Genomic DNA, 24270 nt, shown 5'->3' on the forward strand with positions numbered 1-24270 from the left:
TATCTACGCATATTGTTCGTCGAGCAGGCTTTTTCTAATAAACAGGCCAAGACGGGAGTTGTGACTATCATCCAGCGATTTGGTAGTGCTCTGAACTTAAATATTCACTTCCATATGCTATTGCTCGAAGGCGCAATAAGTGAAAATTCATGGGGTGGCAACACCTTCACTCGCATCAAAGCCGCATCCGATTACCGGCTAGCACACACGTATTTTTAATCCAATTGATTTTATTGGTAAATTGGCAGCTCTTATTCCACCACCAAGACTCAATCTCACTCGACAGATTACATGTTAGTCGACTTACCCGCTAGTTTGGGGTATTCGCGCCAAACAGTAATCTTAGAGCACAAGTGACGGCATCGCAACGCGGGAAAAATAGTCTAAAACTCGTCAATGAAGAAGATAATCAGTCTGATAACTAGCCTACAGGATTGCTAATCAAGCGTTCAGCGGTGCACTGAGCCAAAATTTACTCAAAGTAAAAAACAAATCAATAAAAAGTGATTCCGAGCCTCAGCATTTGGAACTGGAAACACGATTGTTCGTTAGAGGCAGTTGCCCTGAGTAGGTACCGCTTAGATCGGTCGTCACTTCAGCTAATCTAGTAGTTTATTAAGGCATACTATGATCCCATGGATACAGCTCGGCAAAGCACAAATTTCCAATAATGGCGGCGAGTTAACCTTTTCTCAACGTGATAAAGAATTTTCTATTCGCTTGTCTGGTATTCGCGGTGAGTTGATGAACAGTCGTGTTTATAATTCAGAGAAAGAACTTTCACAGATGGGATGTGCGTACCTAAAGTCGACAGACGTTGGACACGTATTGGTCGGCGGTTTAGGTATAGGGTTCACACTATCAGAAGCCCTCCGAATGGTCGGTAACAAATCTCAGGTCACGGTAGCAGAATTAATTCCTGAGGTTGTTGAATGGAATAGAGGTTCGTTAGGCAATTGCGCTAACAATCCGCTGCATGATCTGCGCACAAAGATCCATATGGGGGATGTAAGAGACTTACTCACAACTCCTCAGCCCACGTTCGATGCTATATTGTTGGATGTTGATAATGGCCCAGAGCGTTTAACGCATTCTGACAATAACTGAATATATTCTCTAGTAGGCCTGCAGGATATCTATAAAGTATTGCGACCTAAAGGCATGTTAGCAATATGGTCAGCAGGACCAGACTATTTGTTTGCTACGCGCCTTAAAAAAGCGGGATATGAGGTGACCACTCGGATTGCCAGAGCCCGCAAGGGAAAAGGTAGTAAGCACACCATCTTCCTTGCAAAAAAACGAGCTTAGCGAATTTATGGTTAAATAATTACAGGACGTATTTACGCTAGATATAAAAAAACACTTATTTAGCCTTTTACAGCGATAAATAAGTGCTTGTTCTTGTTCTTTGTAATAACAAGTGCAAACTTACTGTCTAAAACGTCTCGATGCTAACATCAATAAACCGAATCCAAGTAACGCGACGGCTGCTGGTTCAGAAACTTCAATTTGACCTGTTCTGCTTCCGCTTACCGCGCTGAGATTTGCAAAAGATTGCAACATTGCGCCCGCTTCATTAAAGAAACTAACATTGTATATATCTCTTGATGAGCAACATCCTGTTCTTCCGAATATTTCAAACCAACTGATTTTACTGACCGAAGATAACGTTATCGTTAATACGGAAGAGCCAATCGAAGAACCACCATGATAAATATTCGACCAACCCGTTGGGCCAACTCCATCTAACTTATTATTGTATGGGTACCCTAAAAGTCGTTGGCGAGTTTTAGCAACCGTATGGCTGCTGTCTGGTATTGGTGTCTGGATATTTGGCCGCGAAAGTTATCATATTGGCGCAAGTGGATTAACACACGGTGTATTCTTTTACATATTAGCGGTTAGTATTTTCCGGCGCGTCAAACGCTCGGCCGCAATCATGATGATCGCATTCTTTTTGTATGGTGGTATGACAATGACTATTTTCCCGAGAGATGAAGGTATATCATTCGAATATTACCTCTTCGGCGCGCTTGCTGGAGTTCTGTCGGCGGTTCTTTGGCATTCTCTTGATCCCAAACCACAAAGGAAGACTTACGACTGGGAAAACCAATCTGAAGCAGACAACCCGATCATTGGCGATGCATGGCAGATGGATGAGCAAGTTATACAGCCTGCTCATGACCAAGACACTCAATCCATTAATAAGGAAAAACCATAATATGGACATAAATAGCTCGCCACCTTTTGAATTACTATTGCGAGTTCGCTATTCAGAGTGTGATGCTCAAGAGGTAGTATTCAATGCACGTTATGCTGATTATGCCGATTTAGCTGCAACCGAATTTATGCGTGCGCTAGTGGGTGGTTATCAAAATTTGGTAGCCCAAGGACTCGATAATCAAGTTGTAAATTTAAACATTGGCTGGCAAAACTCGGCTAAATTTGACGATATACTGTGTTTATCTGTGCATGTCAGTCATGTTGGCAATACCTCATTTAGCATGCAAATCACCATGATTAATTGGCTCACTAAGCAAGCCATAGCATCTGCCGAAATCGTTTATGTGATGCTAGATATCGCAAGTTTTACAAAAATAGCCATCTCTCAAGGAATGAGAGACAAACTATTAAAAGGGGCCAACGGAAAGCGCATAAACATGTCGGGAATTGAAATTAGTACTCAATAATGAGGTGGTAAGTCATCACCTTGTTCGGTGTGAGTATCTGCAACTTGCATCGTTTTAATTTTATCTACTAAACCGGTTAGAAGATGAGTTTGGCGGTCAATCGTATACTGTTGGTTGGTGACTATTTCATTAATTTGCTCAAAATTATCTTCTTGATAAGCTATTTGAAATTCAAATTGTTCAATTGCTGCTTTCATTTACTCAATGCTATCGTCTGCTGTGTTTCTCACTTCTCTATCCGTCACCGTATACTCTCATTCAGTCTATTTGTTATTGACATGGTCTAATTGATTCGGACACACCAGTTAAGAGATAATACTCAAAACTGGAGTGCATTATGAATGCTAGAAAGAAATATTCAAAAGAATTTAAATTAGACGCCATCAGCTTGGTACTTGAACAACAATATACCAGAGTTGGAGCAGCAAGAAGTTTGGAGATAAATCCAAATATGATTACTCGCTGGATCAAAGAGTACGAACAAGATAATGATGGTCATGCGTTTCGCGGTAATGGCAAGCTCACGCCAGAACAAGAAGAAATCCGTCAACTAAAGGCAAAGGTATGTTGTGGTTGCACGTGCAAAGGACTTTTGGCAAACTTGAAGATAACCAAATAGCAGAAGATTTTTTAAATTAGCTAAAAGCCAGAGAAAATCATGTCGAGCGCAGAACTAATTTCATGATGAAACTCACCAAGGTTACCTGTTTGATTGGTTAACTCTGATTCGGGTATTGCCGCGATAAATTGAGTCATCATAGCAACTTCTTCACCTTTGACATTAAACGTTGGATTTAGATATTTCGCTAATTTTGGTGAATCAGATACGCCCATCAATGGAACAACAACCCTAGTGTTTAATCCTGATAACAGGTCAGTTTGTACATCAAGAATATATCCAGTTCCAAATTTGTTTTTGTAGACGTCATATCTTTTCATCAAAAATTCCGGAATTTTTCAAGAGGTAGACCATTTCTGACAACATAATCATTTGAACTAGTAATCGCCTCTTTATTATCCTCTAACCACAACAATCTCTTACGCTCTATAAGTGCATGTTTTATTCCAGACTCAGCTGAGCTAGATATATTGATACCCAATTCTTTAGCTTCATTTAGCAATATTTCATTTATTGATAAATTAGTACGCTTTTTCAATGAGGCAGTGGCATTTGCTCGTGACATATTTCATCCAAATTCTAAGTAGGTTAAATCGTAGTATACACACACTTATTGTGTATGACTGTTATTTAACCTACTTAGAATTTTGATAAAATAAATGACTAATCAACTTTTGATGAATGTTGCAGCACTTTGTTCGGTGTTGCGCTTAGTAAAACTTGGCCTATTGACTAGTCTTCTTAGACCGAGGAGCGGACAGTATGGATTCTTAAGGGTGGTATGCGGCGACTGCAAACACGAAAAGCTCGTCGCGTTTAGCTGCAAGCGCTGAGGTTTCTGTCCTAGCTGCGGCGCTAGGCGAATGGCGATAAGTGCGGCGCATCTGGTGGATGACGTATTACACCGGTAACCGGAGTAGGATTACCCAATTCGTCAGTGGGTTTTGAGCCTGCCTATTCCTTTGCGATTGCTATTAGCTAGATACCCAAGTGAATTGAGCAAGGTAATGGGGATTATTCACCGGGCCATATCCACACATGTTGTTAGCCGTGCAGGGTTTTCAAATAAACAAGCCAAGACTGGGGCGATGGCGTTTTGGCAGTGCCTGAGAATCTAAGCATCCACTTTCACATGTTTTTTTAGAAGGTGCTATTAACGAAAATTCTTGGGGTGGGAGGACTTTTACCCGCATCAACGCGCCATCTCATAGCGACATGGTCGAACTAGTACACACCATCAGCCTTCGCATTGCCCGATATTTAGAGAAAGTCGGCTTAGTGTTACGTGACATGGAAAACAGCTACCTGAATTTGCCAGTAGATGATGAAGATAGTCTGCTCCAGTTGCAAGGTGCCTCCGCTAGCTACCGCATCGCTATCGGGCCGCAAAAAGGTCAGAAGGTGTTTACCTTGCAAACGTTGCCTACTAGCACCGAGGATGAATATGGTCAGTTGGCTAATACCGTTGGATTTTCTTTGCATGCTGGCACGTTCGTGTGAAGTTGTTCGCGAACGCTGATGAGCCTGAAAAACTAGAGCGACTTTGCTGTTACATCAGTCGCCCAGCTATTAGCGAGCAGCGTTTAAGTATTACCAAGCAAGTACAAGTGCGTTATGAATTGAAGACGCCATATAGGGATGGTACGACCGGTAGCCGGCGCGACAGATGTGTTTTTTTAATCCCATCGACTTTATTGGCAAATTAGCTGCACTCATTCCGCCGCCAATGCGCGCGCCGCCCAATGAGCAATGCATCAAAGACGCCACCATTCAACACGACTTCAGCTTTGGGGCATAGACTACCTAGTGGGCACGATACTAAAAAATATATTATTTTATGGTAGGAGGGCCGGCTAGCAACTCCCAAAGTTACTGTACCAAAGGACTACCGATACAAGCAAATGACGGCTGGCATATCAATGACAACCTGCATTATTTCCCCTTAGTCAACCTCAACCCACTCAAAAAGCCAACTGTAACGAAGGGTAGTACATAGCGTTAATTCGTCTTACACTCTTTGCGTCGGGCTACATTGCCACATTTTATGAAAGCCTTGGGCCTACCATGTTTTCCTTATTGAACGTTGCCTTACCCGCAAGTGCATGCTTGTTTATACTTTTATTTGGGCGCATTCTAAGGTGAGCGTTTGACGCCAATCAATCATAAAACTCACATTTATATTAAAAGAATAACGCTATGAAAAAAGATATCCTAAAACTATTAAATTTGGCTGCCGTATTGGTTACCTTGACCGTTCCCACACAAGCGGCAATGGGTAATGAGCGCAGCATTATAGAGTTGTCTTCACAAAAATGGGTTGATACATACAACAGCAATGACTGGCATGCACTAGCTGAGCTATTTACACCAGACGCTACTATGATGCCCCCCAATAGCCAACTGGTTCAAGGGCGCGAGGCCATCGCTAATTGGCAAGCAAAGAATGAAAGTGGATTTCGAATTGCTTTTGATATACGAGACATTCACCTTAGTGGCAATATTGCGTATGTTAGAGGTAGATCTTGTGTATTTATCCCCCTTGGCGATGGTGAATATGGCGTTGATGTGGGGAAATTTTTAGAAGTACGCAAAAAACAAGCGAATGGAGAATGGTTGATACATGCTGATATTTTTAATTCTGATGGTGCTGTTGGTAGTGATTTACTGCCAATGTGTCCTTTTTTTAGCTTTGAATAGTGCGAATGGTAAAATGTTACTGACCCATCCATAGATGACAAAGCAGGTTCAAATTGACGCTGCTACTCAGGAAAATACAATGAGCCTACGTCGACTCTCTAAAGCTTTCCGTAAACAAGACTGGTTCACTGTTTTTGTAGAAACACTGATAGTCGTATTTGGGGTTTTCATTGGCTTGCAAGTCAATAATTGGAATAATGAGAACACCTTACGCTTTGCTGAGCGTCAACTATTGTTACAACTTCAAAACGATGTTCAAGCGGCGGTGATCTTAAAAACTGAATGGTTAGCGGAAACACAGGTACATCGTACGTCCCTTATTGAAGCTATCAATGTTATCCAAAATATACCCGAGCAGGAAACAACTAGCAGTGAACAATGCCGCGCGATGTGGTCGTCACATCTCCTTTTCTATCCGGTAACGCCGCTAGGGACTTTAAATGAAGTGCTCTTAAAGGGTAATCTATTTACGGCAAGAGGTAAGGTATTGCGACCCTCTTTATTGAAATACAGGGATCAACATACGGTGATTGATCAACTCAATACTACCCTCTCGGACTTAGCTAATTTGGGCGACAAATATAGCGATGCATTCCCGCGCCACTTGACCCAATTACCTAAACTTGAGCTTGCAACATTAGAAAAAATACATTCACAACTAATAGAGTTTGCGCCATGATATTACGTCGCCTTTCTAAGCACATAAAAGAACAAAACTGGTTCGCCGTTGTTCTTGATTTTTTAATTGTTGTGCTGGGCGTGTTTATGGCTTTGCAAGTTCAAGAATGGGCTGCTCATCGAGCCAAAGCAGGTGAAACGCAGGAATACTTTACGCGTCTTGGTAAAGAGTATACCGAGCTTAGTATTGCGCAACGTGAAGCGAGTAATAAATACGATATCTATTATCGCAATGGGATTAATTTTATCGCCTTATTGGTGAATAGTGAAAATAATGACAAACGTGATGGAGATGATAAAGATGATAACGCAACTTTATCAACACTAGTAGGTGAAACGTTTTATGTAGTGATCCCTCAGCAAATTCCCGCCGTGCTACAAGAGATGATTTCTGCAGGTAACAAAGTCGTCGATGGCTTCTGGGAAGAGTGTAGATTGGTGCCTTGCTTGGCCTGTAATATGGTGAGACATCTCATATTTTCTCTGGTTTGGCTTACCATTAATTATACTAAACTTGGTTTCAAAATTGGAGCGCCGGCTAAGACTGTTTGATCATAAGTAACTTGTGCTTAGACCAAAAGGTGATCAATAGTTTTTACACAGTCTGGGCACATGGCCGTCTATCACCTCTGCCTTTAATTTCAATCCATCAACGAAACATTTTGACGAGGGAAGCGACTGGCTCTTGTGAGCGATCACCGGCCGTCCAAGCAATCCGTATATTTCTCGCTTTTTTGACGTTATCGGTTGGTAACCTAATGACGGGTGATCCGACTATCCTGCCGTCATGCTCAAACTTTACATTTATGGTTACCTCAACCGTATTCAGTCTTCGCGCCGCTTAGAAAAAGAAAGCCATCGTAATGTTGAATTGATGTGGCTGCTGACACGTTTATCGCCGGACTTCAAAACCATTGCTGACTTCAGAAAGGATAATGGCAAAGCTATAAAAGCCGTATGCCGTCAGGTTGTTCAGATGTGCCGCAAGATGAACATGTTCGCCGAGTCACTCTTTGCCATCGACGGCAGTAAATTCAAGGCGGTCAACAGCAAAAACAACAACTATATGACGAGTAATGAGAAGTACCGAATTAACAAGATTGAAAAAAGTATTGAAGAATATCTCGCTAAGATGGACACCCAAGTTTGCTACAACGTACAAACGGCGGTGGACACCAAGCACCATCTTATCATCGCCCACGACATAGGCATTACCGCTAATGTGCCTCAAACTGATACCTCTGGCTTGGCCAAAAAAGGGATATTTAACAAATCTCTATTTATATACGATAAAGATAAGGATGTATTTACTTGCCCTGTGGGCGAGGAATTACCGCATAAACGCAACGCGACTGATAAAGGTATTGAGCAGAAGGTTTACGTGAATGGTAAAGCCTGCCGAGATTGTAAAATACGGGATAAGTGCACAACATCAACAACGGAAGCAAGGAAAATGAGGCGCGTGGATAAACGAACCGATTATTGACGCTATGCAAAAACGCCTTGATGACAATCGCAACATTCCGGTGCTCAGGAAGCAAACTGTTGAACATCCGTTCGGCACCATCAAAATGTGGATGGGCGCGCAGCACTTCTTAATGACGCGCAAACATAATGTGTTAACCGAAATGAGTATCCATGTGCTGGCATACAATCTGAAATGAAGGATGTCGATAATGGGGGTAACCGGATTGATATCGGCCATGACGACCTAGGGGATCTATATCCCTTTAAAATCAGGTATAAAGCCCTATAAACAGGCGTTATTACCATATAAAAGTCTATCAACGCACTAATTTCACATTTCCCATAAATAACCAAGGCATCAACCCTTACGCTAAGAATGCGGCTGAAGCTGTATTAAATTGGCATTCAAAATAGTTTTCACACGGGCTGGGTCGAAACTCGTCAAAATCACCTTGCAAGGCTAATGAAAGCAAAGTCCCCCGAAACTGTCTTAACGATTAACTCATTTTACTCGTATTATTCAACCATGCAAACGTATTAGTATCGCTAGCTTCTTACCTGAGAGTGAAAAGCGACATTGGTTTAGGCGCATTGAAGCTGGGGTGGCCTCTTAACGAGAGGCTGCACATGCAACATTCTCCTTCGCGCCAGCTTATTTGATGTCAGAAGTCTATCTTATCGCCAACGTTTTATTGCGTAAGTCTCCTAACCTTTACTTCACGCTTTTACTTTCATTTAAGTATACTCACAAATAAATGTAACCTTTTCGCCTCAATGATTATCTTAATAGGTAAGCACATTTAAATTTGATCTAATGACTGAATACTCTGGTTTTGCCAAACAACTGCCAAACGCAATAATTGAAGATGCTCAGTCTGGCGACAGGGCAGCGATGGAGGCGATATACAGGCAATATGCTAACCCATGCTTTAGCTTGGCTAATCGCATAACCGGCAATAAAGAGGCCGCTCAAGATATCGTGCATATAGTGTTTGTAAAGGTGATGAAGAATATAGGAAAATTTGATTATTCCGGCAGTTTTGCTGGTTGGTTTCGACAAATCGCCGTAAACGAATCGATTGCTTACTTAAAAAGTCATCATAAATATATAGATGATACTGAGTTTGAAGAGGATTTAGTTATGTATGAACAGCATTTAAATGCGAATAGTCAGTTTGAAACTAGGTGGTGGGAGGCCTGCAAAGATTTAAGTACCTTAACGCAAAAGCTAAGTGAGCAGGCGCGAGCTGTTTTAATCTTGCATGAAATTGAAGGCTATTCACATCAAGAAATTGCAGCGCTATTTGGCAAGTCTGAGAGTTTTTCAAAACAATCGTTAGCAAGAACATTGCAGCGGTTGAAAAGACTCAGCAGCATAAAGGAATTATAGAGTGCACCTTACCGACCAACAATTAAATGAAGCCGACTTACTTCAAGTGAACTTTGATGCAGCTAAGTATATCGACTACAATTTCGACGCTTCTGCAGACAATTCTCACGAGAGCGCGAAGTACGCGCAGATAAAAGCACATTTGGTGTCGTGTGCAATTTGCCAAAGCAGACTCCTCAACTTGCAAAATTTTAGACAGCAACTAGCCCAAGATACCGAAGTTTGCATGCCAAGCTTGCAATGGCAGAAAATTGAAAGCGAAGTTGACGCAGAAAATAGTAAAACACAAGTACTTAACTTGAACCAAAAAGTTAAGCGCTTACAAAAAGCCGTGTTGGCACTGGCCGCGTCGGTTCTTATTTTTTTGATTTACCCAAACATTTTTAACAATTCAACAAATGAGTTAGACCTAAAAATTGCCGCAATCATCAGTGAGAATAACAAATTACAGACTGACTTCTCCAAGTTTATACAGACTAACTATATGCAACTTGTGGCCCATGAAACCACACAATTTAGACTGCAACAAATTGATCAAGAAATTCAACTGGCGTATTTGAATCAGATGAGTACTGAACAAAAAATAGAGCTGTGGGATGAACGAAAGCAATTACTTATCCAATCGCTTAACGATGTGCCCAAACGGCGCGCTTTAACAATCTAATGTTTACAGGTGAAAAAATGAAATCAAAGCAATCCAGTATTTCCCAAGCATTTACCTTTTTAATTGGACTATGCTTGCTCCCCAGTACCACTCAAGCCGTACAAACAAGTCCGGAATCTGAGATGCTTATTGAAAACCTTGTTAAGCAAATTACCTCAACGATGGCGGCAGTTGCCGAGGCTGAAAAAAGAGCGGGCAACGATGTCAGCAATTTATCCTTAGTACTCGATCTCCCAGGCAAGCAATCATCTAATTTAGGCTTAGTGCTGGATACTGACGACAAGCAAGGCTTTAGGGTGCTATCAGTTTCGCCTGGCAGTCTGGCCGACAATTTAAACTTTCAACAAGGCGATCTTATTGCGTCAATAAACGGGATTGAAACAATCTTTAAAGGCGAACCATCGGCCTTTGCAGAGTTAGAAAATACCGTTCCAGGAGATACACTCAGGATTGGGCTAAACAAACAAGGAAAGCTTAGCGTAATTGAAACAATTGTTACTGGGCAATATACGCCGCCAATTAAAATTGAGGTTGGCTCTGAGTCATTTGATAATGCAGCGCCTGATGCAGCAATGACTGCTCGCGCGGATGATCAGAGTGAAATTGACAATCTCGCTTGTGGCTCGGTATCTGTATTTTTTAGCCCTCCCCTTACTAAACGTTTTTATAACGCCTATGTGATTAAAATTGGCGAACGCGTTGTATCGCCAAACCGCTCTAGCTTTAGATTGCCGCCAGGAAAACATACCTTTTATGTGCATGAGTTAATTAACGACTCTTTTTTTACAAGGCGCTCGCGCGTGTCACAAAGACCAAAGACAATTGAAATAGATGTCGCTGCAAACACCACTTATTATTTAGCCGCCAAGTTTAACAGCGACAAAAGCACCCGAGAAAGAGACGGTGAATATTGGGATCCGATTGTTTGGAAAGTAAGAGAGGATCTACCTTGCCAACTTTAGCCAAAGTCTTTGTTAGCCAAAAATCTCTTGAAGCGCCTATACATGGGCATTGTATAACGCATGCCCTTGAATCAACATAAATTACAATGCGCGCTCATTCAGACTTTATAAGTACTAAAACTTGTAGCGACGGTATCAAGTATTGCGCACCGTCTCTCGTGATATGCACCATTTCTTCTTCCAACATGGTTTTGGGTTGGCCGTAGGCTGTCCCTCTAACTATCTGCGCATTTCCTGATGTTGCGCATATTATACTAAGATGGATTTTGGACTCATCATCTAATTTATAAAACAAAAGAAGTAATTGTTTACGACAATCTTTTGGGCGTAAAAATTGATATCGCTAATTTACCGAACAAGGCTCAGAATCTGCTTTTAAGTAACTTTGAGATTGCAGATAACTTTATAACGCCTCAAGATATTATTTTGCATATCAGAGTGACAGACAAACGATGAGAAAGATTATTGCGATGCTTGTTTATCAATTTGAGCAATACAGAAATTTTATACTCCGAAGAGTGGACAGAATGTGAAGAGAACAAAACTCTCAGGTAGACCACGAAGCTGCTTTCCTAATTTTCGAGGTTCATAAGGTCGCGTTGAAAATATTATTTAACCCGGATCCTGCTTAAGAAATTGAACTAAATGCTGGTTCCAAGATCTGATCTTTCGACCAAGAACGATTCAATCTAACAACGAACCAGCATGAATAAATTAGTCGAGTTATACTGCGATGTCGATGATTTTTGCAAAATATTTATCCCTCAGTGGCAACAGCAGCTACTCCAGGACGGTACTCAGAACGTCAACGAAATGGGCACATGACAACCAGCGAACTGATGACCATTGTCGTTGGTTTCCATATGTCGCATTACCGCGATTTCAAAAATTATTACCTGGGATATGTCTCTGTCATGTATAAAAAAGAATTCCCGAATTTACTCAGTTACACCCGCTTCCTTGCGGTCATGCCTAGGGTGATTAAAAGCACGATGGGTTGGTTCTATGGTTTTAAGATCCACTTGATCGTCAATTATCAAGGTGAGATTGTGGCTGCAAAAGTGACAACAGGAAATGTCCATGACGCTCAGCCAGTTGAAGCATTGGCACAAGGATTAACGGGTAAATTGTATGGCGATAAAGGCTATTTGAGTAAGGCCTTGGAGGCAAATCTATTCGACAAGGGTGTTGCTCTGATAACAACTGTTCGTAAACATGAAGGCTAAAGCCATCTCGTTGTGGGACTTTCTTTAGACTTGTTGATTTGGTATTCTAATGGCAGGTGATCCGACAAAGAAGACATAAGATAGCCTAATCATTTATAGTAGTTTAGGTTGATTTATAGGTGTTGGGTATCGGCAAGCCTGATGCGAAGTATAGATCCATAGTGCCCATTAGCTGTTGTCTATTGACGAGCAAGTATGTGCTCCATAACGGCTTTGAGAAACTGCTGCTATGAAGGGTTAAGTTAAGGTAGACGTTTTCCCCAAGATGGTTACGGCTGGTATCTTGAATTCGAAGGATGTGAAGACAAAAAATAAAGCCCGCGAGTGTGAGGCATTGAATTCAACCTCTATATCCCAGTGAATAACGCATCGTGGGCGGCTAACAGCGACTCTCGATTATCAGATATATTCTCAACGAATTCTTGTAATCTACTTTCTTCGATTGTTGCTATAACGTTTAAACAAACGAAATTTTTCTTGGACGAAATTGTTATTGGGACGCTTATTTTGTCGAATGCAATTGATTCATCACTGCAAACAAATGCGACTATTCGAGAAGTTAAACCATCAAATAATTTATTCTGTAGTGAACAAACGTAAGGATAACGTTTTCTGCCTTTAACTACGGGATTCACATAGATATCGAACTGGTTCACTTATCGCTTTCCCAAATTAAATGCATAGATCGCAGTCATCAAATGGCAGACCATCAGAAGCAATATACTGATTATATGTCTCTGTTTTCTGTTTATTACGCTCTTTCCATTTAGTCTCTAGCTCTGACTTCAGCGCAATTTCTAAGCTGTTGCTGAGATTTATACCGAGGCGTTTTGCGTCCTCTGTCACAGTCTTATCTAAATATACGTTTACTCTAACTTTTTCTTTGGCAGTACCCATGACTTATCTCTACGTAAATTACTATGCGTACAGTATAATGCGCACAAACATTTTATCAACTATAAACCAAACTTTTCTTATACGTTCGCTACAGGCTTGTTCACTCTGAATTAACTTATCACGCAATTTAGCGATTAATGACCGCCGGTCAAGTTTAAGTGATCGTATGGTTATTTTTAGCTCAATATAGCCTATTGTTCAAATCCTCTTACGTCGGCTTTAGGTCGAAAACTTACCAAAAGCTAGTTGCACGGCTAACGGAAGCAAAGCCCCCTAAATAAGCAGATTTAAATACCGGTGAAAGCAAAATCCAATGCATCGATAATATGGTGCCTTTGCAGTTCAATGGTTCCTAACGGCTGCTTTAGAAGCCGTTTTGGCATTGATGTTAGCTGAGGTGTAACTAGTAAGTATTGCCTATCATTGTATTCAATTAACGGCGTCAACTTTTTCATTGCTTGATTAGACATAACTTCAGCATTTGCTAGGGGAATTATTAGTCTAGTGGCTAAGTCGTTTATTATTGAATGTTGGATATCGACGATATAAGGGAAAGCCTCTTTAGTTTTCTGAGATGGGTTTCTATAGATTTCAAATTGAGCCATTAAAGTTCTCTGTATTCGTCACTGAAACAACCATTTGCTTCTATATATTTGTTGTAAGCCGAGATGGCGGTTTTGTTCTCCGCTTTCCATCTCTCACTTTCAAATATGGCTAATTTCTCATTTAGCGCGTGTTCAAGCGTAGCAGAAAGATTAACGTTTAATTTTTTCGAGCGTTGTAATAAATCGCTATTAACCGATAAATTAGTTGGTTTTTTAGGGGCGTTGATATCGTAAAGATGACTCATAAGTTTTTCCTTGTTGTTCAGCCCACCATTATGCGCATTTCGATGCGCATTGTACAGAGTGAGGTTTAAGCGGTTAGTTGGAGCAAAATCTGGGCAATAAGCTCTGGTTACTAGTTAGGCCAAGCAAATTTTCGTTGTGGCGCTAAACGAGCTATTAAGTCAATCACTATCGGCCGTATTTTTGTCGTTCCATAGTAGCTCAACGGGAGGACTATAGTTTTTACAACATCCGCTCATCTCCAATGGTGATCCTTAGACAGATTCACATCGACTGGTCCCTTTGAGCACCGAGCCGCCAGTCCACAGGAAGCGGTCTTTCAGGTGATTTCTATAAAAAATAAAGTATATATTCAAGGCGAACTTAATTTTCTTTGCCATTAAGCTGACTAAAAAATTAGTCAAATCACCTAAACACCAATGAAATCCATCTCTGTTGCATGGATCAGGTATGTGGTTTATGATAAAAATCCTCATAAGGAGATTCAAATGAAAGCTGCTCGTTTTTACGACAAAGGTGATATTCGGATCGAAGACATCCCCGAACCGACCATAGAATCAGGAACTGTTGGCATAGATGTAGCCTGGTGCGGTATCTGTGGTACCGATTTGCATGAATTCATGGAGGGGCCAATCTTTATTCCTCCGTGTGGCCACCCCCACCCGGTGTCCGGAGAATCTGCGCCGATAACAATGGGACATGAGTTTTCAGGTGTGGTTTATGCTGTTGGTGACGGTGTAGACGATATTGAAATCGGTCAGCACGTTGTGGTTGAACCTTATATTATTGCGGATGATGTAGACACGGGCCCGGGTGAGAGTTATCAGTTGTCCAAAAACATGAACTTTATTGGCCTTGGTGGCCACGGCGGTGGCTTATCCGAAAAAATAGCAGTCAAACGTCGCTGGGTGCATCCGATTTCCGACGCCATTCCCCTCGATCAAGCTGCTTTGATTGAACCGCTTACTGTTGGCTATCATGCGTTTGTTCGCAGTGGCGCCAAAGCCGGCGATATTGCTCTGGTTGGCGGTGGAGGACCCATTGGCCTGTTACTGGCGGCTGTATTAAAGGCCAAGGGTATAACCGTTATCCTCACGGAATTGAGCGCAAAGCGTAAGGAGAAAGCGGTAGAAACCGGCGTTTCGGATTATGTTTTAGATCCCTCTGAAGTAAACGTAACCGAAGAGGTTATGCGGATTACTAAGGATCGTGGTGTGGATGTTGCTTTCGAATGCACCAGTGTCAATGAAGTACTGGATATGCTGGTAGAGACGACAAAACCCGGTGGGACCGTTGTGATAGTGTCTATATGGAGCCATCCGGCAACGGTGAATGTTCATAGCGTCGTGATGAAAGAACTGGACGTTCGCGGAACGATTGCTTATGCAAATAACCATGAAGAAACTATCAAGCTGGTGGAGGAAGGCAAAGTTAATTTGGAACCTTTCATTACCCAGCGAATTAAACTCGATGATTTGGTTGCTGAAGGTTTCGAGAGGCTTATCCACAACAATGAGTCAGCTGTAAAGATAATTGTTCATATATAACAGACGTCGGTATATAAGAAATTAAGAGTAATTTGAGGCTGTATGTCTCTAGCCTGCGATGTGTTCGCCACTGTTGTCCTTTTAGCTACGCAAGCTCATAACAGCTTTCGGTCTAAACAGGTTTTCAACAGTTTGGTTTAACCAAGTATTATCGCTTTCATTTTGTATAGCGCTTAAAAACTCTCTATTTGTTATTAATTATCTAATCTTGCCGGCTACTTATTGTTTAATGGCAAGCGCTACACTGCTTGGTTTTATATCCGTTCACCTTCTCTACTAATGACGCAGACTTGAACAACATTTTTTGCTAAATTGATATCTATTACGGTGCACTTTTGCATTGCATGGATCCTTTTGTTTTAGTCGACTTACCACCTTAGCTAAATAGGGTGGGGGATCTACACATCGATTTCTGCACAAATTCGCGTAAAAAATTTAAGTGTCAATGACGGCTTGTGGTAACGAGCCGATAATCGGCAGCGAGCGAAGAGCGCAAGTTCAAGCAACGTGTGATTTTTTAGATTTGTTGATATTTTTGGTTGGCATCCTAACGTCAAGCGATTCGACATTAGATAATCCCTAATCAAAAAATTCATGAACGCCACCAAAGCGGCGACAGAAGTTAGCAGTCACAACATCCAAGGAATACAAGTTCTATGACGAAAGTAAGTGAAAATGCTACAAGCGTTCAAATGAAAGCCAAGAATGTTGCCTGTGATCCTGACCACTGTATTCAGGTGCGGGGTGCACGCGTTCATAATTTGAAGAATATCGATGTGGACCTGCCTCGCAACGCACTTGTGGTTTTTACTGGCATATCTGGTTCGGGAAAGTCGTCGCTTGCCTTTGGGACGTTGTTTGCGGAATCACAACGTCGCTTTCTTGATTCAGTCTCACCCTATGCCCGTCGATTGATTGACCAAGTTGATGAACCCGACGTTGATACAATAGACGGCCTGCCGCCAGCGGTCGCCCTGCAACAGCAACGAGGCACACCATCAGTTCGATCATTTGTTGGCAGTGTCACGAGGATTTCGACTGCCCTGCGCATGCTCTATTCTCGTGCTGGGAAATATCCCCGCGGTCAAAACATACTTTACGCGGACGCTTTCTCTGCCAATACACCACAAGGCGCGTGTAATAAATGTCATGGTATTGGGCGTGTGTTTGAAGTAACTGAAAAGTTGCTAGTTCCCGACGATACAAAGACGATCCGAGAGCGGGCAATTGCCGCGTGGCCACCTGCTTGGCAGGGGCAAAATCTTAGCCGCATACTTGTTTCACTCGGGTACGACATCGACAAACCATGGAAAACGCTTCCGAAAAAAACACGAGATTGGATCCTATTTACTGACGAGACACCTGTTGTACCGGTTTACCCAGAATACAATTTTGCACGAATTAGCGAGGCAATCGAAAAAGGTGAAGAACCCCATTACATGGGCAAGTTTTCGAGCGCCAGACGTTTCATCCTGCAATCCTTTGCCACGACCCAAAGCCCGAGGACAAAAAAACGCGTTTCCCAGTTCATGCAGATTTCTAAGTGCCCAGATTGCAATGGCAAAAAACTAAAACGAGAATCACTTTCGGTGAAGTTTGCGGGACTCGATATTGGTGAGTTGTCTCGGTTGACGCTAACGGAACTGGCTCGATTGCTGGGTGATGCTGCCAATGTAAATCCAGCAGACAGTGATCTGCATCCAGAAAAAGCCATCGTCGCTCAACGGATTGCCCGTGATATTCTCGTCCGTGTCAAAGCACTCACCAGACTTGGATTAGGATACCTGTCGCTCGAACGCAGCACACCAACCTTGTCCCCTGGTGAGCTGCAACGTTTGCGTCTGGCAACACAGATCCACTCGCAACTGTTCGGCGTTGTTTATGTTCTCGACGAACCGTCGGCAGGTTTGCACCCTGCCGACACGCAAGCATTATTAGGTGCGCTGGATGAACTGATACTAGCGGGCAATTCCTTATTCGTTGTTGAGCATGATGTTAGCGTTATTCGACATGCTGACTGGATTGTAGATGTTGGGCCAGACGCAGGAACTCATGGTGGTGAAGTTATATATAGCGGTCCGATAGACGGTTTGCGCAAAGTCACTAAATCGCATACCCGTCGATTTCTTTTTACAGCCGATGCTGCAGCGAAACCACTGCCGCGCCAACCAACCGGTTGGCTGAAATTAGCGGGTATTGAAAGAAATAACCTTCAAGGGCTCAATGTCGAGTTTCCGCTGGGCGTGATGACGACCGTTACCGGCGTGTCAGGTTCGGGCAAGTCTAGCCTCGTGAGTCAGGCACTTGTGGAACTCGTCTACGATGCACTGGGACAGAAAAAAACTATCGAGGTCCCAAATAGCGAGGTCGAGTTACTGGAACGGGAGATTGAGACCTCTACGGGCGGTCGGATTGTTGATGGGATGCAACATTTACGACGAATGGTGACGGTTGATCAGAAGGCGATCGGTCGCACTCCCCGTTCAAACCTTGCTACCTACACCAGTTTGTTTGACCACGTGCGCAAGTTATTCGCGTCGACTCGCAAATCGAAAGTACGGCGTTACGATGTCGGACGTTTTTCATTTAACGTTGTAAAGGGCCGCTGCTCGAATTGCGAAGGAGTCGGTTTTGTGAGTGTCGAACTGCTGTTTCTTCCCAGCGTATATTCACCTTGTCCGGTATGCCGAGGTCAGCGTTACAACGACAAGACACTTGAAGTCACTTACCGTGGTAAAAATATCGCTGAAGTTCTCGAGTTGACCGTCGAGTCGGCGCATGATTTTTTTGAAAATGAACCTCCAATATTACGGGCATTAGACGCGTTACTGCAAGTTGGGCTCGGCTATCTGCGACTCGGACAGCCCGCAACTGAACTGTCTGGTGGAGAAGCCCAACGAATTAAACTCGCAACCGAACTCCAGCGAACACAACGCGGCGATACCCTTTACGTTCTCGATGAACCAACCAACGGCTTGCATCCAGCAGACGTGTCGATGTTGATGTCGCAATTGAATGAACTGGTTGACGCAGGCAACACCGTCATCATGGTCGAACATGATATGCAGGCTGCCAGCAGTAGTGACTGGGTTATCGACATCGGCCCTGGTGCAGGGGATGAAGGCGGACTTGTTGTTGCCCAAGGTTCACCTGCGAAAGTAGCCAAATCGAAGACTAGCCGAACAGCTCCTTTTTTACTGACGTAGTGTAAATCGTCAGGTAATATGACTGTAAGGACTGGATCAAAATATTGACGATTTTGCAGCTAAACCGCCTACATTCTCTCATCTATCTTTTTATGCTTTGCATATTTATTAATTTATTGATTGTGTTTTCAACCGTAGTGCATTTGCAATTACAGAAACTGAGCTAAAGCTCATAGCAAGTGCTGCAATCATAGGCGATAATAATATTCCAAAAAATGGGTATAATAAACCGGCTGCTATAGGGATCCCGAGGGAATTGTAAATTAAAGCAAAAAACAGATTCTGTTTAATGTTACCCATCACGGCGTGACTTAAATTCGTAGCTTTTACAATGCCCTGCAAATCTCCTCGAACGAGTGTTATCATTGCGCTCTCAATGGCTACATCAGTTCCCGTACCCATGGCAATGCCAACATCACTTTTTGCTAGTGCTGGAGCGTCGTTTATACCATCACCAGCCATTGCGACAACTTTTCCTTGTTGCTGTAATTTTGTTACTTCCTTGAGTTTGTCTTCTGGTAACATACCCGCTTTAAAATCGGCAAGATTGAGTTCAGTGGCCACCGCCTGAGCGGTGTCGTAATTGTCGCCGGTGAGCATTATCACAGTAATGCCTTTATCTTGTAGTTCCTTTATAGCTTTAGCACTTGTTGCTTTAACTTTATCACCAATAACTACATACCCAGCTACGCTGCCACTTATGGCTAAATAAGAAACGGTCTTGCCTTGTTTCTGAAAAGATTGTACTTCGGCTTCCATTTCTGAAGAAACAGTAGCGTTTGCGTACTCCATCATTTTGACGTTTCCTAAATCTAGCTTTTTGCCATCAACGGTTCCTTCCACCCCTTTTCCGGCTACTGCACTAAAGTTTTCAGTTTTTGAAATGTCGACTTTCTGTTGCTTGCCATATTTTACGGTAGCTACTGCAAGCGGATGCTCGCTCGAACTATTTAGCGATGCAATAAAATGTAGAACTTCGCTTTCGCTGAAATTGGAAGCAAATACACCGATTTTCTCAACGGTTGGTTTTCCTTCAGTAATCGTGCCTGTTTTATCTACAATAAGCGTGTCTACTTTGTCTAATTTCTCAAGCGCTTCGGCATTTTTAATCAAAACTCCATTTTGAGCGCCTTTACCAACGCCAACCATCACAGACATAGGCGTTGCTAAGCCCAATGCGCAAGGACAAGCAATAATCAATACAGCGATAGCATTTACCAAGGCAAATACATAAGCGGGTTCTGGTCCCCAAATTGCCCAAACTGCAAACGTGATCAAAGAAATTGTCACAACCACCGGAACGAAATATCCGGCAACGGTATCTGCTAATTTTTGGATAGGAGCACGGCTGCGACTGGCGTCGTTTACCATATGTATGATTTGAGAAAGTAAGGTCTCGCTCCCCACTTTTTCGGCTTTCATTAAAAAAGATTGATTGCCATTTATAGTGCCACTGATTACTTTATCGTCCTGTACTTTATCTATGGGAATAGGTTCGCCTGAAATCATAGATTCATCAACGGTGGTTTTACCTTCGGTAATTACACCGTCGACAGGAATTTTTTCACCGGGTTTAACGCGTAAAACATCGCCTTTCTCAATCTTGTCAATGGAAACTTCTTCTTCAGTGCCATTCACGACAAGGACTGCTTTGTTGGGTGCAATTTTCAGCAGTTTTTTTACTGCGGAATTCGTTTTGCTGTGGGCTCCTGCTTCTAAAACCTGCCCCATCAACACTAATGTAAGAATTACCGTGGCGGCTTCAAAGTAAACGTGCACGGCGCCAGATCCGGTTTTAAATTGGGCTGGGAAGAAGTCTGGAAATAATATTCCGAAAACACTAAATAGCCACGCCACGCTGGCCCCAATGCCAATAAGTGTGAACATGTTAAGATTCCATGTTTTGATGCTTTTATAGGCGCGCTCAAAGAACATCCACGTGGCATAAAATACAACGGGGATTGACAGTGTAAACTGGATCCAATTCCACCACTTTTGTTCCATGATATCGTACAGTGGATTATTAGGGATCATCTCGCTCATCGCAATCAAGAAAATCGGTAAAGTAAATCCTAATGCTATCCAGAATTTCTGTAAGAGCTTTTTATAGGTCTTATCTTCAGAAGAAGCATCTGCTTGCAAAGGCACCAAATCCATACCGCATACGGGACAATCGCCAGATTTGTCGTAGGTTTTGTCGCCCTCACAGTGCATGGGACAATAAAATATTCCAGTTCCTTTAGCTTTTTCCTTTTTTACTTTTGGCGTTTTAGGCTGTTCTCCCAGTTTATGAATGCTGTAGGAGGCGCCGTCGTCGTTCATCGCTTTTTGAAAGGTTTCAATAGGAATGTGAGATGCCATCTCGATAGTTGCCTGTGCTTTTTCTAAATCGACTGACGCATTGGTCACACCTTCCACTTTAGAAAGTGTTTGCGCTACGCGATCACGACAACCGTTGCCGGTCAATCCTTGTATGTGGTAGGCGTGTTTCATTTTATTTCCTTTTTCAATAGGGTGCATATGATAGTTACTAATTTTTTGCGGTAGTGCTTAATCAAAAGCTTCTATTTAGTATAAGAAAGATAATACACATACCAGTTCTATTCAACAGCTTGCAATTTTACTGGTTCCAAGCCTTTCGAACTGATTGTTTGTAAAGATTGGTAGTAGGTCAAAATATGGTTCAGCTTACATTAATCTGCGTTCGTGCATCTAATCGTCAAAACTAGTCTCAACAAGCGTGCAGAGTCTCACTTGCTTATCTTTGCGTGTACGCGGTGATGATTCTGACGCACCCTCACGCTATACAAATTTTGGTAATTATTTCCCTTGCTCAGACAAGGTCTCTTTCAGATAGTGCAGCAATCGATAATATTGGTAGTGCCAGAGCAATTTATATATGCGCAATGGACGCAAATGTGACGCGGAGTATAGAAACGTCTACGCTGTACAGTATGACTACATCCAATAAAGGCTGATTTATGCAGCGTAGCTTACTACGATGGTTCGGCGGCTATCTGAGAATAAACTGGATCTCACCGCGCCGAATTCGGTTTTGGCTGCTCATGCTGGTCACGATTTACACCTTACTGGGTTTTTTCGGCGTGCCTTGGATAGTCCAATACATCGCTGTGAATACCGCACAAGACGACTTTGGTCGCGAACTCCGCATTGAATCAGTTCAGGCTAATCCCTTCACACTGACGCTCCGGATCGACGGTGTCGCACTTGACGACATCGACAAGCGCCTGCTGCTGGGCTGTAATCGACTCTTAATCGACCTTGCCTGGTCGAGCATCATCAACAGAGTCTGGACCGTCGAAATAATCAAAATAGACAAACCGATCATTCAGGAAGAACGATTCGCCTCGGGCGAAACTCGCTTCTCTCGACTGTTCACCCTGCCACTTAAAAAAGAATCGGCCAAAGATGGACCGCTGCCACCACTTGCTTTGCGGATCAACGAACTGCGCTTGGATGGCGGTGTTCTGCGCTTCGCTGACAATCTGCGGAACGCGACGGCTGCTGACACTGTAAAACCGAAGCACGTGTCTCTGGCACTGGAAGATGTTGGGCTGTCTGTAAAGGATTTCACGCTGCATAAAAGTGCACGCTTTACGCTGCGTCTGGAGGGCCAGCTTGCACAAGGGGGCATGCTCTCTTTCGACGGAACGGTTCAACTGTTACCAACTCACGCGCTAGAGGGCAGTGCGATTGTCGATGAACTGGCGTTGATTCAGGCCGGACCCTATCTGCAGCAGTTCGCCGACGTGCGTCTTGGTAGCGGAACACTGACCTTGAGCGGCCAAATTCACGCAGATGAACAACAACCATTGACATTCAAGGGCCCGGTAGACATTGATATGCTAAGCATCAGCGAGGGATCTAGTGACGACGTACTTATCGGGTGGCAAACACTACACACCGAACAGCTTCATTTGCGACTTAAGGAAAGACAGATTGAAACCGACACCATCGCCGTCAAGGGTCTATCCGGTCGAGTAGTCATCCGTGAGGATAGAACTACTAACTTCGGGCAAATTTTGAGCAAGCCCTCGGCCGCTGCAGACAATAACGCCGCGCGCCAGCGTGTGGATGAAAAGCCCAGTCCGTTCACTTTTACCATCGAAAGTGTTCAGCTAAACGACGGCGCACTGCGGTTTTCAGATTACTCATTGCCTTTGCCCTTTTCAACCAACATACATAAATTGAACGGGGAAATATCGACGTTAAGCTCAACCTCAACTGAGCCGGCAAGGGTGAAGCTCGAAGGCCAAGTCGCAGAATTTGGCTCAGCCTATGTTGAAGGTGCAGTCCACGCATGGCATCCCACGCGCCAGACCAATGTTAATCTGAGGTTTCGCAATCTTCAGGTTCCGAAATATTCTCCTTATACCGTGGACTTTGCTGGCCGCAAAATTGCGGGGGGTACAATGGACCTTGATCTCGACTATACGGTCAAGGACAAGCAACTCGACGGAAAAAACAAGTTGGTGCTTCAGGATTTAAAACTGGGTAAAAAAATGGCTTCAAGTGACGCTATGGACCTTCCATTGGACTTAGCCATAGCCCTACTTCAGGACAGCGATGGCGTCATTGCTCTCTCTCTACCAGTGACTGGGGATGTTAACGATCCAAAATTCGACTTCAACAAGATCATCCAACAAGCATTGGGAAGCGCCATTACTTCTGTCATTACAGCACCCTTCAGTTTTCTGGCGAGTCTCGTCGGCGCAGACTCGGCTGATCTTAGTCAGGTGGAGTTCCTAGAGGGCAGTGCCGATCTACTCCCGCCGCAGCGCGAACGCATCGCCAAGCTCCGCAAGGCACTCAATCAGCGCCCTGCTCTGGTCATAGAGCTCGCCGGACCCTTCAACCGGACTTTCGATAGCCCGGCCCTGCGACGCAAGAAAGCCATCGACGTTCTGCGTCACAGCCTAGCTGAAATGGGCCGAGAAGTTATAGAGCCAAGCCTGACAAACGAGTCTAATCAAGATATTCTCGAGGAGTTGCTTAACGTATATTACCCAGAGGTAAATTTGGAGCTGGTCCAAGCGCGATTCACTGAAAAACAGAATATGTCATCTGATGCAACCAAACTGGACGCCCTAGCTTATCGCAGCCATCTGGCCAAACGGATCATTGCTGCACAATTAATTACAAACGCTGACCTCAAAGCCATCGCCAACGCTCGTGCATCAGCGGCAGGGGACGCATTAATCACTCCAAATGAGGATGACCGCATAGCAGGTAATCGAGTGCGTATCGTGGCGCCTAAAGAGCTTGATTTAGTGGGCGGCGAGCGCATTGCCATGGAGGCTGCCATAACTGTAGACTGAGGCGACTGGCGCAAGCCAAACATCAACGCCACCGCAAGCA

The 24270-nt window shown here is 43.4% G+C and carries 23 protein-coding genes and 5 pseudogenes; 19 read left to right on the forward strand and 9 right to left on the reverse strand.

The genetic code is table 11. From position 1 onward, the window contains the following. Positions 1-60 precede the first annotated feature (60 nt). Both G399_RS22965 and G399_RS20330 read left to right on the forward strand, forming a co-directional pair. Positions 61-219 (forward strand): transposase, encoded by a 159-nt coding sequence (locus tag G399_RS22965; protein WP_006008731.1) that lies wholly within the window; start codon positions 61-63, stop codon positions 217-219. A gap of 408 nt (positions 220-627) precedes the next feature. Next, positions 628-1308, forward strand: a pseudogene (locus G399_RS20330) (spermidine synthase). Positions 1309-1428: 120 nt separating this feature from the next. Here G399_RS20330 and G399_RS21570 read toward each other — a convergent pair. Continuing rightward, positions 1429-1563, reverse strand: a complete 135-nt coding sequence (locus G399_RS21570; RefSeq protein ID WP_006008733.1) for a PEP-CTERM sorting domain-containing protein — start codon at positions 1561-1563, stop codon at positions 1429-1431. Between the two features lie 187 nt (positions 1564-1750). Here G399_RS21570 and G399_RS20335 point away from each other — a divergent pair. Continuing rightward, a pseudogene (locus G399_RS20335) lies at positions 1751-2221 on the forward strand (rhomboid family intramembrane serine protease); the annotation flags it as partial. Position 2222: 1 nt separating this feature from the next. Next, positions 2223-2690: an acyl-CoA thioesterase gene (locus tag G399_RS0107435; RefSeq protein WP_006008738.1), complete on the forward strand. Its 468-nt coding sequence runs from the start codon at positions 2223-2225 to the stop codon at positions 2688-2690. Here the strand turns inward: G399_RS0107435 and G399_RS20340 are convergent. Continuing rightward, complete coding sequence (locus G399_RS20340; protein WP_006008740.1) at positions 2684-2887, reverse strand: SlyX family protein; 204 nt, start codon at positions 2885-2887, stop codon at positions 2684-2686. The genes G399_RS0107435 and G399_RS20340 overlap by 7 nt on opposite strands. 140 nt (positions 2888-3027) lie before the next feature. On the opposite strand from G399_RS20340, the pseudogene G399_RS20345 reads away from it, so the two are divergent. Continuing rightward, positions 3028-3255 (forward strand): annotated as a pseudogene (locus G399_RS20345) (transposase); the annotation flags it as partial. 74 nt (positions 3256-3329) lie between these two features. On the opposite strand, the gene G399_RS0107450 reads toward G399_RS20345, so the two are convergent. Next, on the reverse strand, positions 3330-3629 hold the full coding sequence (locus tag G399_RS0107450) for a CcdB family protein (protein ID WP_026843554.1): 300 nt from the start codon (positions 3627-3629) through the stop codon (positions 3330-3332). Continuing rightward, on the reverse strand, positions 3629-3874 hold the full coding sequence (locus G399_RS0107455) for a type II toxin-antitoxin system CcdA family antitoxin (RefSeq protein ID WP_006008745.1): 246 nt from the start codon (positions 3872-3874) through the stop codon (positions 3629-3631). Before G399_RS0107455 ends, G399_RS0107450 begins: the two co-directional genes overlap by 1 nt. A 650-nt stretch (positions 3875-4524) precedes the next feature. On the opposite strand from G399_RS0107455, the gene G399_RS22345 reads away from it, so the two are divergent. From G399_RS22345 to G399_RS21580, 11 genes and pseudogenes are all read left to right on the forward strand, one after another. Beyond that, a complete protein-coding gene (locus G399_RS22345; protein ID WP_006008748.1) occupies positions 4525-4809 on the forward strand; it encodes a hypothetical protein in 285 nt (94 codons plus the stop codon). Next, positions 4806-5015, forward strand: coding sequence for a transposase (locus G399_RS22350; protein WP_211229858.1), 210 nt, complete (start codon positions 4806-4808; stop codon positions 5013-5015). Before G399_RS22345 ends, G399_RS22350 begins: the two co-directional genes overlap by 4 nt. After that, complete coding sequence (locus tag G399_RS22755) at positions 4976-5107, forward strand: hypothetical protein (protein ID WP_264358386.1); 132 nt, start codon at positions 4976-4978, stop codon at positions 5105-5107. The genes G399_RS22350 and G399_RS22755 overlap by 40 nt, the downstream gene beginning before the upstream one ends. Before the next feature lie 398 nt (positions 5108-5505). Continuing rightward, the gene (locus tag G399_RS0107470) at positions 5506-6006 is read left to right on the forward strand and encodes a YybH family protein (RefSeq protein WP_006008752.1); all 501 of its coding nucleotides are present in this window, start codon (positions 5506-5508) and stop codon (positions 6004-6006) included. A gap of 79 nt (positions 6007-6085) precedes the next feature. Next, positions 6086-6685: a hypothetical protein gene (locus G399_RS0107475; protein WP_006008754.1), complete on the forward strand. Its 600-nt coding sequence runs from the start codon at positions 6086-6088 to the stop codon at positions 6683-6685. Then, positions 6682-7236 carry a hypothetical protein gene (locus G399_RS22270; RefSeq protein WP_006008757.1) on the forward strand — a complete coding sequence of 185 codons (555 nt, stop codon included), beginning with the start codon at positions 6682-6684 and terminating at the stop codon, positions 7234-7236. Before G399_RS0107475 ends, G399_RS22270 begins: the two co-directional genes overlap by 4 nt. Before the next feature lie 223 nt (positions 7237-7459). Next, a pseudogene (locus G399_RS21575) lies at positions 7460-8348 on the forward strand (transposase); the annotation flags it as partial. Positions 8349-8965: 617 nt separating this feature from the next. Then, positions 8966-9541, forward strand: coding sequence for an RNA polymerase sigma factor (locus tag G399_RS0107490; protein ID WP_006008759.1), 576 nt, complete (start codon positions 8966-8968; stop codon positions 9539-9541). A 1-nt stretch (position 9542) separates the two neighbouring features. Beyond that, entirely contained in the window at positions 9543-10205 is a 663-nt protein-coding gene (locus G399_RS0107495; protein WP_006008761.1) for a hypothetical protein, read from the forward strand. Between the two features lie 17 nt (positions 10206-10222). Continuing rightward, positions 10223-11167 carry a PDZ domain-containing protein gene (locus G399_RS0107500; protein ID WP_006008763.1) on the forward strand — a complete coding sequence of 315 codons (945 nt, stop codon included), beginning with the start codon at positions 10223-10225 and terminating at the stop codon, positions 11165-11167. Between the two features lie 705 nt (positions 11168-11872). Then, a pseudogene (locus G399_RS21580) lies at positions 11873-12412 on the forward strand (transposase); the annotation flags it as partial. A 328-nt stretch (positions 12413-12740) separates the two neighbouring features. On the opposite strand, the gene G399_RS0107510 reads toward G399_RS21580, so the two are convergent. The 4 genes from G399_RS0107510 to G399_RS0107525 all read right to left on the reverse strand — a co-directional run bounded on the left by G399_RS0107510 (position 12741) and on the right by G399_RS0107525 (position 14140). Continuing rightward, positions 12741-13049 (reverse strand): CcdB family protein, encoded by a 309-nt coding sequence (locus G399_RS0107510; RefSeq protein WP_026843557.1) that lies wholly within the window; start codon positions 13047-13049, stop codon positions 12741-12743. Between the two features lie 16 nt (positions 13050-13065). Continuing rightward, positions 13066-13290 (reverse strand): type II toxin-antitoxin system CcdA family antitoxin, encoded by a 225-nt coding sequence (locus tag G399_RS0107515; RefSeq protein ID WP_006008773.1) that lies wholly within the window; start codon positions 13288-13290, stop codon positions 13066-13068. Positions 13291-13577: 287 nt separating this feature from the next. Further along, positions 13578-13895, reverse strand: a complete 318-nt coding sequence (locus G399_RS0107520) for a CcdB family protein (RefSeq protein WP_026843558.1) — start codon at positions 13893-13895, stop codon at positions 13578-13580. Further along, the gene (locus tag G399_RS0107525) at positions 13895-14140 is read right to left on the reverse strand and encodes a type II toxin-antitoxin system CcdA family antitoxin (protein WP_006008778.1); all 246 of its coding nucleotides are present in this window, start codon (positions 14138-14140) and stop codon (positions 13895-13897) included. The genes G399_RS0107520 and G399_RS0107525 overlap by 1 nt, the downstream gene beginning before the upstream one ends. 486 nt (positions 14141-14626) lie before the next feature. Here G399_RS0107525 and G399_RS0107530 point away from each other — a divergent pair, with 486 nt between their 5' ends. Beyond that, the gene (locus G399_RS0107530) at positions 14627-15685 is read left to right on the forward strand and encodes a 2,3-butanediol dehydrogenase (protein WP_006008780.1); all 1059 of its coding nucleotides are present in this window, start codon (positions 14627-14629) and stop codon (positions 15683-15685) included. 656 nt (positions 15686-16341) lie between these two features. Continuing rightward, entirely contained in the window at positions 16342-18891 is a 2550-nt protein-coding gene (locus G399_RS0107535) for an excinuclease ABC subunit UvrA (RefSeq protein WP_006008784.1), read from the forward strand. A gap of 108 nt (positions 18892-18999) precedes the next feature. Here G399_RS0107535 and G399_RS0107540 read toward each other — a convergent pair whose 3' ends face one another. Then, entirely contained in the window at positions 19000-21384 is a 2385-nt protein-coding gene (locus tag G399_RS0107540) for a heavy metal translocating P-type ATPase (protein WP_006008786.1), read from the reverse strand. A 488-nt stretch (positions 21385-21872) separates the two neighbouring features. Here G399_RS0107540 and G399_RS0107545 point away from each other — a divergent pair, with 488 nt between their 5' ends. Beyond that, on the forward strand, positions 21873-24230 hold the full coding sequence (locus tag G399_RS0107545; RefSeq protein ID WP_006008788.1) for a DUF748 domain-containing protein: 2358 nt from the start codon (positions 21873-21875) through the stop codon (positions 24228-24230). The last annotated feature ends 40 nt before the right edge of the window (positions 24231-24270 follow it).

Origin of the sequence: Brumicola pallidula DSM 14239 = ACAM 615, assembly GCF_000428905.1 — a bacterium.
GTDB lineage: Bacteria > Pseudomonadota > Gammaproteobacteria > Enterobacterales > Alteromonadaceae > Glaciecola > Glaciecola pallidula.

Bases quoted from the DNA above. Each gene is read 5' to 3' on its own strand.
- G399_RS21570 (WP_006008733.1), bottom strand. From the start codon at position 1,563: ATGTTGCAATCTTTTGCAAATCTCAGCGCGGTAAGCGGAAGCAGAACA.
- G399_RS0107435 (WP_006008738.1), top strand. From the start codon at position 2,223: ATGGACATAAATAGCTCGCCACCTTTTGAATTACTATTGCGAGTTCGC.
- G399_RS20340 (WP_006008740.1), bottom strand. From the start codon at position 2,887: ATGAAAGCAGCAATTGAACAATTTGAATTTCAAATAGCTTATCAAGAA.
- G399_RS0107450 (WP_026843554.1), bottom strand. From the start codon at position 3,629: ATGAAAAGATATGACGTCTACAAAAACAAATTTGGAACTGGATATATT.
- G399_RS0107455 (WP_006008745.1), bottom strand. From the start codon at position 3,874: ATGTCACGAGCAAATGCCACTGCCTCATTGAAAAAGCGTACTAATTTA.
- G399_RS22345 (WP_006008748.1), top strand. From the start codon at position 4,525: ATGGTCGAACTAGTACACACCATCAGCCTTCGCATTGCCCGATATTTA.
- G399_RS22755 (WP_264358386.1), top strand. From the start codon at position 4,976: ATGTGTTTTTTTAATCCCATCGACTTTATTGGCAAATTAGCTGCACTC.
- G399_RS0107470 (WP_006008752.1), top strand. From the start codon at position 5,506: ATGAAAAAAGATATCCTAAAACTATTAAATTTGGCTGCCGTATTGGTT.
- G399_RS0107475 (WP_006008754.1), top strand. From the start codon at position 6,086: ATGAGCCTACGTCGACTCTCTAAAGCTTTCCGTAAACAAGACTGGTTC.
- G399_RS22270 (WP_006008757.1), top strand. From the start codon at position 6,682: ATGATATTACGTCGCCTTTCTAAGCACATAAAAGAACAAAACTGGTTC.
- G399_RS0107490 (WP_006008759.1), top strand. From the start codon at position 8,966: ATGACTGAATACTCTGGTTTTGCCAAACAACTGCCAAACGCAATAATT.
- G399_RS0107500 (WP_006008763.1), top strand. From the start codon at position 10,223: ATGAAATCAAAGCAATCCAGTATTTCCCAAGCATTTACCTTTTTAATT.
- G399_RS0107515 (WP_006008773.1), bottom strand. From the start codon at position 13,290: ATGGGTACTGCCAAAGAAAAAGTTAGAGTAAACGTATATTTAGATAAG.
- G399_RS0107520 (WP_026843558.1), bottom strand. From the start codon at position 13,895: ATGGCTCAATTTGAAATCTATAGAAACCCATCTCAGAAAACTAAAGAG.
- G399_RS0107525 (WP_006008778.1), bottom strand. From the start codon at position 14,140: ATGAGTCATCTTTACGATATCAACGCCCCTAAAAAACCAACTAATTTA.
- G399_RS0107530 (WP_006008780.1), top strand. From the start codon at position 14,627: ATGAAAGCTGCTCGTTTTTACGACAAAGGTGATATTCGGATCGAAGAC.
- G399_RS0107535 (WP_006008784.1), top strand. From the start codon at position 16,342: ATGACGAAAGTAAGTGAAAATGCTACAAGCGTTCAAATGAAAGCCAAG.
- G399_RS0107540 (WP_006008786.1), bottom strand. From the start codon at position 21,384: ATGAAACACGCCTACCACATACAAGGATTGACCGGCAACGGTTGTCGT.
- G399_RS0107545 (WP_006008788.1), top strand. From the start codon at position 21,873: ATGCAGCGTAGCTTACTACGATGGTTCGGCGGCTATCTGAGAATAAAC.